Annotated in this window: 9 protein-coding genes and 6 tRNA genes; 8 read left to right on the plus strand and 7 right to left on the minus strand. The window is 71.4% G+C overall.

What is annotated here, in order from left to right; genetic code table 11:
• Positions 1-73: 73 nt before the first annotated feature.
• Positions 74-634, minus strand: coding sequence for an HIT domain-containing protein (locus ACFC1R_RS37845; RefSeq protein ID WP_375946271.1), 561 nt, complete (start codon positions 632-634; stop codon positions 74-76).
• Positions 635-705: 71 nt separating this feature from the next.
• Positions 706-2,685, minus strand: coding sequence for a threonine--tRNA ligase (gene thrS, locus ACFC1R_RS37850; protein ID WP_375946272.1), 1,980 nt, complete (start codon positions 2,683-2,685; stop codon positions 706-708).
• 278 nt (positions 2,686-2,963) lie between these two features.
• On the opposite strand from thrS, the gene ACFC1R_RS37855 reads away from it, so the two are divergent.
• Positions 2,964-3,737, plus strand: coding sequence for an exonuclease domain-containing protein (locus ACFC1R_RS37855; protein WP_375946273.1), 774 nt, complete (start codon positions 2,964-2,966; stop codon positions 3,735-3,737).
• A 62-nt stretch (positions 3,738-3,799) separates the two neighbouring features.
• Here the strand turns inward: ACFC1R_RS37855 and ACFC1R_RS37860 are convergent.
• Together ACFC1R_RS37860 and ACFC1R_RS37865 are read right to left on the minus strand one after the other, a co-directional pair.
• A tRNA-Val gene (locus ACFC1R_RS37860) sits at positions 3,800-3,871 on the minus strand.
• Between the two features lie 216 nt (positions 3,872-4,087).
• Positions 4,088-4,159, minus strand: a tRNA-Val gene (locus ACFC1R_RS37865).
• A gap of 471 nt (positions 4,160-4,630) precedes the next feature.
• Between ACFC1R_RS37865 and ACFC1R_RS37870 the strand changes: the two genes are divergently transcribed.
• From ACFC1R_RS37870 to ACFC1R_RS37880, 3 genes are all read left to right on the plus strand, one after another.
• Positions 4,631-5,044, plus strand: a complete 414-nt coding sequence (locus tag ACFC1R_RS37870) for an SsgA family sporulation/cell division regulator (protein WP_030056266.1) — start codon at positions 4,631-4,633, stop codon at positions 5,042-5,044.
• Positions 5,045-5,421: 377 nt separating this feature from the next.
• Entirely contained in the window at positions 5,422-5,991 is a 570-nt protein-coding gene (locus ACFC1R_RS37875) for a CGNR zinc finger domain-containing protein (RefSeq protein WP_375946274.1), read from the plus strand.
• Positions 5,992-6,042: 51 nt separating this feature from the next.
• Entirely contained in the window at positions 6,043-6,546 is a 504-nt protein-coding gene (locus tag ACFC1R_RS37880) for a DsbA family protein (protein WP_375946275.1), read from the plus strand.
• Positions 6,547-6,596: 50 nt separating this feature from the next.
• Here ACFC1R_RS37880 and ACFC1R_RS37885 read toward each other — a convergent pair whose 3' ends face one another.
• From ACFC1R_RS37885 to ACFC1R_RS37895, 3 genes are all read right to left on the minus strand, one after another.
• Positions 6,597-7,439 carry a GNAT family N-acetyltransferase gene (locus ACFC1R_RS37885; RefSeq protein WP_375946276.1) on the minus strand — a complete coding sequence of 281 codons (843 nt, stop codon included), beginning with the start codon at positions 7,437-7,439 and terminating at the stop codon, positions 6,597-6,599.
• Positions 7,440-7,628: 189 nt separating this feature from the next.
• Positions 7,629-8,462 (minus strand): aminotransferase class IV, encoded by an 834-nt coding sequence (locus tag ACFC1R_RS37890; RefSeq protein ID WP_375946277.1) that lies wholly within the window; start codon positions 8,460-8,462, stop codon positions 7,629-7,631.
• A gap of 55 nt (positions 8,463-8,517) precedes the next feature.
• Entirely contained in the window at positions 8,518-9,573 is a 1,056-nt protein-coding gene (locus ACFC1R_RS37895) for a chorismate-binding protein (RefSeq protein ID WP_375946278.1), read from the minus strand.
• A gap of 542 nt (positions 9,574-10,115) precedes the next feature.
• Here ACFC1R_RS37895 and ACFC1R_RS37900 point away from each other — a divergent pair.
• From ACFC1R_RS37900 to ACFC1R_RS37915, 4 genes are all read left to right on the plus strand, one after another.
• Positions 10,116-10,188 (plus strand) — tRNA-Gly (locus ACFC1R_RS37900).
• A 39-nt stretch (positions 10,189-10,227) separates the two neighbouring features.
• Positions 10,228-10,301, plus strand: a tRNA-Cys gene (locus ACFC1R_RS37905).
• Between the two features lie 33 nt (positions 10,302-10,334).
• A tRNA-Val gene (locus ACFC1R_RS37910) sits at positions 10,335-10,406 on the plus strand.
• Positions 10,407-10,450: 44 nt separating this feature from the next.
• Positions 10,451-10,522 (plus strand) — tRNA-Val (locus ACFC1R_RS37915).
• The last annotated feature ends 10 nt before the right edge of the window (positions 10,523-10,532 follow it).

Consider the following 10,532-nt stretch of genomic DNA (forward strand, 5'->3'; position numbering starts at 1 on the left):
ACCGGAACCTCCTCCGGTACGAGCCCTTCGTCCTGCCCGCGCCCGCTTCCCGCCCGCGCTCAGCCGGTCGGACTCAGTCCTGCGGCCAGACGTCGGCGAGCATCTTGCGGGTGTCCGCCAGCAGCTGCGGCAGCACCTTGGTGTGGCCCACCACGGGCATGAAGTTGGTGTCCCCGCCCCAGCGCGGCACCACGTGCTGGTGCAGGTGTGCAGCGATGCCCGCACCCGCGGCCGCGCCCTGGTTCATCCCGATGTTGAAGCCGTGCGCCCCCGAGGCGGCGCGCAGCGCGGTCATCGCCCGCTTGGTGAAGTCGGCGAGTTCGGCCGTCTCCGCCTCGTCCAGGTCGGTGTAGTCGGCCACGTGCCGGTACGGGACGACCATCAAGTGCCCACCGTTGTACGGGTAGAGGTTGAGCACCGCGAACACGGCCCGGCCGCGGGCGATGACCAGCCCGTCCTCGTCACTCAGCGACGGGATCGAGCAGAACGGGCAACCGTCGTCGGGGGCCGGTCCGGTGGGCTTGTTCTCGCCCTGGATGTATGCCATCCGATGGGGGGTCCACAGGCGCCGGAAACCGTCCGGTTCGCCGACGCCCTGCTGCAGTTCCGGCTCACTCGTCATGCTGATCAGCATATTCGCCCGGGCAACCCCGCAGAGCAGTACGGGGCAGACTCGTCCGAGCCCGCCCCGTACCCAGGACCGCGTCACACCTGGATGCGGCGCTCCACTGCGTCCACGATCTCGGCGACGGCCTCGGCGAGCGGCACACCGTTCTTCTGCTCACCGTTGCGGTAGCGGAAGGAGACGGCACCGGCCTCGACGTCGTCGTTGCCCGCGATCAGCATGAAGGGGATCTTCTGCTTCTGCGCGTTGCGGATCTTCTTCTGCATGCGGTCGTCGGAGGAGTCCACCTCGACCCGGATCCCGTGCTTCTTCAGCTCGGCGGCGACCTCGCGCAGGTACGGCACGTGCTCGTCGGTGATCGGGATGCCGACCACGGTGACCGGGGCCAGCCACGGCGGCATGGCACCGGCGTAGTGCTCCAGCAGCACCGCGAAGAACCGCTCGATCGAGCCGAACAGCGCACGGTGGATCATGACCGGACGCTGGCGGTTGCCGTCCTGGCCCTGGAACTCCAGCTCGAAGCGCTGCGGCAGCTGGAAGTCGACCTGGATGGTCGACATCTGCCAGGTGCGCCCGATCGCGTCCTTGGCCTGCACCGAGATCTTCGGGCCGTAGAACGCCGCACCGGCCGGGTCGAGCACCAGCTCGAGGCCCTGCTTCTCGGCGGCGGCCCGCAGGGTCTCGGTGGCCTCCTCCCAGTCCTCGTCCGAACCGATGAACTTCTCCGGGTCCTTGGTGGAGAGCTCCAGGTAGAAGTCGTTCAGCCCGTAGTCGCGCAGCAGGTCCAGCACGAAGGTGAGCAGCGAGTCGAGCTCGTCGGCCATCTGCTCGCGGGTGCAGTAGATGTGCGCGTCGTCCTGGGTGAAGCCGCGGGCGCGGGTCAGACCGTGCACCACACCGGACTTCTCGTACCGGTACACCGTGCCGAACTCGAAGAGCCGCAGCGGCAGTTCACGGTACGAGCGACCGCGCGAGCGGTAGATCAGGTTGTGCATCGGGCAGTTCATCGGCTTCAGGTAGTAGTCGATGTCGCCGTCGAGCTTCATAGGCGGGTACATGCCGTCGGCGTACCAGTCCAGGTGGCCGGAGAGCTCGAACAGGGTGCCCTTGGTGGCGTGCGGGGAGTAGACGAACTCGTAGTCCGCCTCCTCGTGGCGCTTGCGCGAGTAGTCCTCCATGACCCGGCGCATGATGCCGCCCTTGGGGTGGAAGACCGCGAGGCCGGAGCCGATCTCCTCCGGGATGGAGAAGAGGTCGAGTTCGCTGCCCAGCTTGCGGTGGTCGCGCTTGGCGGCCTCCTCGAGGAAGTCCAGGTGGGCCTTCAGCTCGTCCTTGGTCGGCCAGGCGGTGCCGTAGAGGCGCTGCAGCTGCGGGTTCTTCTCGCTGCCGCGCCAGTACGCGGCGGCCGAGCGCATGATCTTGAACGCCGGGATGTGCCGGGTGCTCGGCAGGTGCGGGCCGCGGCAGAGGTCGCCCCAGCACTGGTCGCCGGTCTTGGCGTCCAGGTTGTCGTAGATGGTCAGCTCACCGGAGCCGACCTCGACGCTGGCGCCCTCACCGGCGGTGGCGGCGGAGCCCTTGAGGCCGATCAGCTCCAGCTTGAACGGCTCGGCCGCCAGCTCCTCGCGGGCGGCCTCGTCGGTGACCACGCGGCGGGAGAACTTCTGGCCCCGCTTGATGATCTCCTGCATCTTCTTCTCGATGACCTTGAGGTCATCGGGGTGGAACGGCTTCTCGACGTCGAAGTCGTAGTAGAAGCCGTCCTTGATCGGCGGGCCGATCCCCAGCTTGGCCTCGGGGAAGATCTCCTGCACGGCCTGCGCCATCACGTGCGCGGTCGAGTGCCGCAGGATGTCGAGGCCGTCCTTGCTACCGATCGCGACCGGCTCGACCTCCTCGCCGTCCTGGACGACGTACGCGAGGTCCTTGAGCTGGCCCGCGACCCGGGCGGCGATGATCGAGCGGTCGTCGGCGAAGAGATCGGCGGCCGTAGTGCCCGTGGTCACCACGCGCTCTTCCCGATCGGGTTCGCGGTTGATGATTACCCGGACTTCCGTCACCGGTCTCTCCTGACATCCCTGTGCCACAGCACTCTGCTGCGCGTGTCGATGGTACCGAGCCCGGCCGCCCAACCGTGTCACCTATCTGCCCGTGACCGATCGCCACGCTCCGTAACCGTCCGGCCACGTTCACCGGGGAACCTTCCCCGAGCCCGACCTCGGGCGGTTGAGGGAGCGTCAACTGCGGTATCACCAGGGCAGAAACGCCGCCTTGCCCGGCGCGCCACTGGTCCTCGGTGGCGCGCCGGGCCGCGCCCAGTGGCACCTGAGGGGCAGTCATGCAGCATTCTCAGCGCTGGTACGAGGGGCCGCTCGCCTCTTTCGACACCGAGACCACCGGCGTGGACGTGGAGACCGATCGCATCGTCTCCGCCGCCCTGGTGCTCCAACCCGCCCCCGGCACCGCCGCACAGGCAGTGACCTGGCTCACCGACCCCGGCGTACCGATCCCCGACGGCGCCCGCGCGATCCACGGGATAACCGACGAGCAGGTCCGCACCCACGGCCGCCCGCCGCGCACGGTCGTCGCCGAGATCGCCCGCGCCCTGGGCGAACAGGCCAGGGCCGGCATCCCGCTCGTGGTGATGAACGCCCCCTACGACCTGACCCTGCTCGACCGCGAACTGCGCCGCCACCGCGAGGTCTCACTGACCGACTCCCTGGGCGACGCCGAACTGCTGGTGCTCGACCCCCGGGTCCTGGACCGGTACGTGGACCGCTACCGCAAGGGCCGCCGCACCCTCACCGACCTCTGCGCCCACTACGGCGTCACCCTGCACGGCGCCCACGACGCCACCGCCGACGCCACCGCCGCACTCGGCGTCGTGCGCGCCCTCGGTCTTCGCTACGCGAGTCCCCTGGGCACGCTCTCCGCCGCCGAACTGCACCTGCGCCAGCGGAGCTGGCACGCGGCACAGGCCCGCGGCCTGCAGAACTGGTTCGACCGCGCGGGCAGCACCGAACGCGTGGACTTCCACTGGCCGCTGCGCCCGGCCCGCTGCGGCTGCGGCCGCCGCCTCTCGCCGGACCACCGCTGCGAAGCCGCGGCCTGAGCACCCGGGAACGACTCAGGCCCTGACCGAACTACCGGTCAGGGCCTGAGTGTTGACCTCGGTGGGCGATACTGGGATCGAACCAGTGACCCCTTCGGTGTGAACGAAGTGCTCTCCCGCTGAGCTAATCGCCCGTGGCAACAAGAAGAACTTTAGCACTACTTGGCGCCGACCGTGCAATCCGGGTCTACGCACCCCTCCCCGACGACACCCCAGTTCGCTCCCGCCACACGGATGCTGATTGCGAATCAGTTGCCGGGTGGACCGGAAGCGGGCGGGAGGTGAATGCAAAAAGATGTCGGGCCCCGACCATTTCCTGGTCGGGGCCCGACATCTGCGGTGCATTCCGGTGGGCGATACTGGGATCGAACCAGTGACCCCTTCGGTGTGAACGAAGTGCTCTCCCGCTGAGCTAATCGCCCGGGTGCAGAGAAAACATTACCGCATCCGGGTGGGTGCTCCGAACCACCCCCCTCGGCCGGCGCCGGCCGGACCGGGCCGCCGAGACCTCGTCAGCTCGGACCGCCCCGGGCAGCCGATCACCAGCAGGCCACCGGGGGTGCACCGGCTTCCGCGCCCCCGACCCGCGACCGATCCGCCGACCGATCCGCCGACCGCGCACCGGCCTCCGGAGCGCCCCCGGGCCCACCCCCGCCCCCGCTGCCGACGGGCCCGGATTGTCGCTTCGCACAACCTTGCGGCGAAAACCGCCGGGAGAGGCCGGAGCGCCCGGGCCCGACGGGCGCGCCGCGGCGATTCTGCAATGCGCCGGAAGGGGTACGACTCGCGCCTGAATCGGGACAGACGGGTTTACACCGGGCTTTCAGGTGGGATGGTCCGTTCGCCGACGTGCGATTCCCCGAGCGCACACTGAGCGAAAGGCCCTGGCGCTTATGAACACCACGGTCAGCTGTGAGCTGCACCTGCGCCTCATCGTGTCGAGCGAGTCCTCACTGCCCGTCCCCGCGGGCCTGCGCTACGACACTGCCGACCCCTATGCCGTGCATGCGACCTTCCACACCGGTGCCGACGAGACCGTGGAGTGGGTGTTCGCCCGTGATCTTCTCGCGGAGGGGCTCCATCGACCCACCGGGACCGGCGACGTCCGGGTGTGGCCCTCGCGCAGCCATGGACAGGGTGTGGTCTGCATCGCCCTGAGTTCTCCGGAGGGAGAGGCCCTGCTGGAAGCCCCGGCCCGGGCGCTTGAGTCCTTCCTCAAGCGAACCGACGCCGCTGTGCCACCCGGCACCGAACACCGTCATTTCGATCTGGATCGCGAGCTGTCCCACATCCTCGCCGAGAGCTGACCGCCTCGGCGGTGGGGCCGCTACCTGACAGCGTCCGTCCTACTCGGGGGCACGGTCGCACAGTCTGCCGCGCACCAAGCGGCCTCGGGGTTCGTCCCGGTCGTTCCCACCGGAGCGGTCGGCCCGACCTGATCGGCGACGACGAAGGCGCCCGGTAACCGGTGCCGGTCATCCGCGTAGGGATGGCCGGTCACCGTGCCGGGCGCCTTCGTCCTGCCCTCCGTCCCGCCGCCGTGCCGTGCGCACCGATGCCAGGGCCGGGCCGGCCCGCCCGGGTGGGACGGAACATGCGCCGCTCCGACACTCCGCCCCGGTAGAGTCGCGGGTGATGACCGACGCGGGAGGCCGAGGCCGCCCGCCGCGCGAGGGGCCCTCACGTGCTGATCACCCATGACACCGAGTGCTCGCTGAGCGTTCTGGTGGAGCTGCTCAACACCTCGCCCGATGCCTGCGGCAGCGAGCAGCTCCCGGACGTCGCGGCGCTCAGCGCGTTCGTGGTGCGCCGGGACATCAGCGAGGTCGACTCCCTCTCCCCCGCCGACCTGGCCGCCGTGCACCGGCTCCGCTCGCAGCTGCGCGAGGTGTTCTCGGTCGGCTCCACCGAGGAGGCGGCCGAGCTGGTGAACGCGGTGGTGGCCGCCGCGGGGACCACGCCCCGGCTCACCAACCACGACCAGCACGACTGGCACATCCACTACTTCGCCCCGCACGCCGCGCTCGGCGACCACCTGGCGGCCGAACTCGGGATGGCGCTGGCCTTCATCGTGATGGCCGGGGAGCGCGAACGGCTGCGCCGCTGCGAGGCGCCCGACTGCGCCCGGGTCTTCGTGGACCTCTCCCGCAACCGCTCCCGCAGGTACTGCGACAGCCGTACCTGCGGCAACCGACTGCACGTGGCCGCCTACCGGGCCCGGCAGCGCTCGGCGGAGGCCGTACCGGCCGGCTGAGGCCCGTCGCCGCGGCCTGGCGGGGCCCCTCGCTGATGACAGACTGAGGACATGATCGAAGGTTCCCTCCCCCGCCTCGAGCTCTGGTGCGAGCTCCAGTGCCCGGACTGCCGCACCGCCCTGGACGACGTACGGGCGCTGCGCGCCCGGTACGGTGACGCGCTGCCCATCGAGCTGCGGCACTTCCCGCTGGAGAAGCACAAGCACGCGTACGCGGCGGCCCAGGCTGCCGAGGAGGCGTTCGCCCAGGGCAAGGGGTGGCCGTACGTGGAGGCACTGCTGGCCCGGGTCGAGGACCTGGACCGGGGCGGGGAGAAGCTGCTGGTTCAGGTCGCCGCGGAGGTCGGCCTGGACGCGGAGGAGGTCGACACCGCCCTGATCGACGGCCGGCACACCCTGATCGTGGACGCCGACCAGGCCGAGGGCAAGGCGATCGGCGTCACCGGTACGCCGACGTACGTGATCGCCGGGCAGCGCCTGGACGGCGGGCAGAGCCAGGACGGGCTGCGCGAGCGCATCGTCGCCGTGATCGAGGAGCAGCGCGCCCGGTCCTGACCCGTCCCCGCTCGCGCGGCCGTGCTCCCGGCGAGGGGCCGGCGACGGGCTCAGAGCAGTGACTTTCCGAGGATCCGGTTGGTCACCCGGTAGCCGAGCGACGCGTACAGGCCGGTCGCGACGGTGTTGCTGCTGAAGACGTTGAGGCCGAGGTCCCGCACTCCGGCGGCCAGGCACTCGCGCTCGGCGAGCAGCATCAGGGCGCGGCCGTGGCCCCGGCCCCGCTGGGCCGGGTCCACCTCGACGGTCATCACCCAGGCCAGCGGCAGGCCGTTCGGGAGCACGGCCTGCCGCAGGGCGGTCCAGAGGGTGCCGAGCGGGGTGCCGTCGGCGCCGTAGAGGCGGCGCAGGGCGACGTGCGGGGTGGCGGGGCCCTGGGGCAGCACGTTCCGGTGGTCGGCGTCCGCCTTGGCGCGGGCCTGCTCCTCGGTGAGGCCCGAGGCGACCAGGTCGTGCAGGTAGCCGGCCCTGGCCCGGGCGAGCCAGTCCGGGTACTCCGCCGCGCCGATCGGGCGGGCCGTCAGCCCGGGCGGCAGGTCGGGGACCGGGCCGAGCCGCTTGGCCATGTTGCACATCCGCTCGGTGTAGCCGAGCGCGTGGGCGAGGCGGAGCGCGGCGGTCGCGCCGGCGGGGACGTTCACGTCCACCCTGGTGCAGTCCCAGCCGCGCAGCACCTCCTCGGCCGCCAGGGCGCCGACGGTGCCCCGGCCACGCCCGCGGCCCTCGGCCACCTCCATCTCGGAGATCTCGCCCCACCACTGGGAACCCCAGGGCAGGGCCGTGGTGCGGAGGCCGCCGACCTGGCGGCCGTTGACACAGATCTGCCAGCGGCGGCTCCGGCCGCCGCCGGGCACGGGCTCCTCGGGGCGCTCGGGGCGCAGCGTGGTGGTCATGAGGGCTCCCTTCCCCCTCCCCGCCGGTCTCTACCCGCGCGACTTCGGGGCCCGGTCACTCCCGGACACGGCGGCCGGGCAGCCGTCAGCGGATGCGGAAACCGCGCGGGGAGCCCCCGCACCGCCGTGACCGGGCGTTCACCCGGCTCACCGCCTCGCCGGCAGAGCGCCCCCGGCGAGGAGTCCCGCTCACGGGTCGAGGTCGTCGGCGCTGCGCTCGGCGAACTGGGCCATGGCCTTGAGGGTCACCGGGCCGGGTGTGGGGGCGAGGTCGCGGGCGTCGACCCGGGTGACGGCCTGGACGTCCCTGAGGGTGGAGGTCAGGAAGATCTCCTCGGCCTGCTGGAGCACCTCGAAGGGCAGGTCGGCCTCCTCCGCACCGGTCCACTCGACGACCAGCTGCCGGGTGATGCCCGCGAGGCAGCCGGAGCTCAGCGTGGGGGTGAGCAGGCGGCCGTCCAGCACGACGAAGACGTTGGAGCCGGTGCCCTCGCAGAGGTTTCCGGCGGTGTTGGCGAAGAGGGCCTCGGAGGCGTCGGCCCGGTGGGCGGCGGCCAGGGCGACCACGTTCTCGGCGTACGAGGTGGTCTTCAGGCCCGCCACGGCGCTGTGCTCGTTCCGGCGCCACGGGACGGTCCTGACGGCGGTGGTGTCGGGGCGCCGGGCGGCGCTGCCGAGGGCGACGACGAGGCTGGCCGGGCCGGTGCCGCGCTCGGAGCCGAGCGGGGAGATCCCGCCGGTGTAGGTGATGCGGATCCGGCCGAGCGGCACCGGGTCGGCGTGCAGGACCTGCTGGACGGCGTCGCGGATCAGGTCGTGGTCCGGGTCGGCCAGGCCGAGGCCGCGGGCGGAGCGGGTGAGCCGTTCCAGGTGGCGGGTGAGCGCGAAGGCCCGCCCGTCCACCGCCTTGACGGTCTCGAACACACCGTCGCCGACGGTGAGTCCGTGGTCGTGGACGGAGATCACGGCGTCGCTGTTCTCCAGCAGGGAACCGTTCACCCAGGTTCGGGTCGGACTCGACATGGCGGGCAGCTCCTCGGGTGGCCGGTGGGTGTGACCGGTGGCGTGTGCGGACGGGTCAGCAGGTGCTGGCGCCCGACGCTATCGCGACCAGGCGGGCGGCCTTCAGTTCGGTCTCGTCCCACTCGCGCTCGGGGTCGGAGCCCCAGGTGATCCCGGCGCCGGTGCCGAACCTCAGGACGGGCCGGCCACTGCTCCGGTCGATCCAGAACGTCCTGATGCCGACGGCGAGTTCGGCCTCGCCGCGATCCGCGTCGACCCAGCCGACCGCGCCGCAGTACGGGCCGCGCGGAGCGGTCTCCAGAGCGTCGATGATCCGCAGCGCGCTGGACTTCGGCGCGCCGGTGACCGAGCCCGGCGGGAAGGTCGCGTCGAGGAGTTCGGGCCAGCCCACGCCCTCCCCCAGCGTGCCCTCGACGGTGGAGACCAGGTGCACCAGACCGGGGTGCTTCTCGACCACGCAGAGGTCGGGGACGGTGACGCTGCCGGTGGCGCAGACCTGGCCGAGGTCATTGCGGACCAGGTCCACGATCATCACGTTCTCGGCGTGGTCCTTGTCCAGCAGGTCGTGCTCGGTGCGGCCGGTGCCCTTGATCGGTCCGGAGGAGACCGTACGGCCGTCGCGGCGCAGATAGAGCTCGGGCGAGGCGGTGGCGATCTCGACACCGTGTCCGGGCAGCCGGATCGTCCCCGCGTACGGGGCCGGGTTGCCCCGGGCGAGCAGTCCGGTGAGGGCGTCGATGTCGCTGCGGGCCGGGTCGGGCAGCGGTGCGGACAGCACGCGGCAGAGATTGGCCTGGTAGACCTCGCCGGCCGCGATGTGTTCGCGGATGCGGCGGACTCCGGCCGTGTAGGCGTCCCGGTCGAGCGAGCTGTGCCAGGTGTCGCGCTGCGGGCCGAGCCAGCCGTCGGTGCACGGTGGTGCGGGGTCGGGGCTGACGTGCTCGAAGCGGGCGCAGGTGAGCCGGCCCTCGAAGTCGTACGCGACGGCCCAGAAGCCACCGGAGTCGAGCGCCGCCGGATCCGAGGTGACCTCGCGCAGTCCCGTCGCCAGGCGGCCGCCGAAGCGGGCGATCGGGGCGGTGGGGTCGAGGGCGGTGGTGCGGCCGGACACGGTTCTCCTGCGCGGACTCGGGTGCTGCTCCGCGCGGACGTGGGCGCGGGGGCGGGGGATGGGTCGGTGGCTGAAGTGTAGGTCGGTGAGGGCGGGCGGTGCGGTCCGCACGCCGTCCGGCTTCCGGCTTCCGGCTCACGGCTCACGGCTCACGGCTCACGGCAGTGGTCGGCTTCGGTCGCGCGGTGGTCGCGCAGCGGGTCGGTGGCCGGCCGGCGATCGGTCGGTGGCGTTCGGTGGTCGGTCGGCGGAGCGCCGGCGGGGTCGGGAGGAGCAGGGAGCCCGGCGGTCGGTCCGCCGGGTCCGCAGGTCGGCTGCGGTTACCCCGCAGGTCATCCGTGCGAGTGGCGGTACGGGCGGCCGCGCGGCCGGGAGCGGTGCGCCCGGGAGGGGGCCCGGCGGGCTGACGAAGCACCACCTCCGGGGCACTCCGGCGGCACGCTGCGGGAACGGAATTTGAGCTGGCCGAGGTTTCCGCTAAAGTTCAACACGTCGCCGGGACACGGAGCCGCAGGAAAGCGGTGAAGGGCCCCGGGAGACAGGCGGACGTGGCTCAGTTGGTAGAGCATCACCTTGCCAAGGTGAGGGTCGCGAGTTCGAATCTCGTCGTCCGCTCGATGGAGAACAGGGTAGGATCGTTCTCCTCAGTTGCCTGGTGGAGTGGCCGAGAGGCGAGGCAACGGCCTGCAAAGCCGTGTACACGGGTTCAAATCCCGTCTCCACCTCCAAGAGGTTCCCCTGGTTCGCCAGGGGACCTCCCCGCGCGATTAGCTCAGCGGGAGAGCACTACCTTGACACGGTAGGGGTCACTGGTTCAATCCCAGTATCGCGCACCTGCGGCATCCTTTCGGGGCCTGACGTAGCACCGCCTCATCAGGCGCGATTAGCTCAGCGGGAGAGCACTACCTTGACACGGTAGGGGTCACTGGTTCAATCCCAGTATCGCGCACAGCAAGATC

The sequence above is a fragment of the Kitasatospora sp. NPDC056138 genome, assembly GCF_042264695.1.
GTDB lineage: Bacteria > Actinomycetota > Actinomycetes > Streptomycetales > Streptomycetaceae > Kitasatospora.

Bases quoted from the DNA above. Each gene is read 5' to 3' on its own strand.
- ACFC1R_RS37855 (WP_375946273.1), top strand. From the start codon at position 2,964: ATGCAGCATTCTCAGCGCTGGTACGAGGGGCCGCTCGCCTCTTTCGAC.
- ACFC1R_RS37870 (WP_030056266.1), top strand. From the start codon at position 4,631: ATGAACACCACGGTCAGCTGTGAGCTGCACCTGCGCCTCATCGTGTCG.
- ACFC1R_RS37845 (WP_375946271.1), bottom strand. From the start codon at position 634: ATGCTGATCAGCATGACGAGTGAGCCGGAACTGCAGCAGGGCGTCGGC.
- ACFC1R_RS37880 (WP_375946275.1), top strand. From the start codon at position 6,043: ATGATCGAAGGTTCCCTCCCCCGCCTCGAGCTCTGGTGCGAGCTCCAG.
- ACFC1R_RS37890 (WP_375946277.1), bottom strand. From the start codon at position 8,462: ATGTCGAGTCCGACCCGAACCTGGGTGAACGGTTCCCTGCTGGAGAAC.
- ACFC1R_RS37885 (WP_375946276.1), bottom strand. From the start codon at position 7,439: ATGACCACCACGCTGCGCCCCGAGCGCCCCGAGGAGCCCGTGCCCGGC.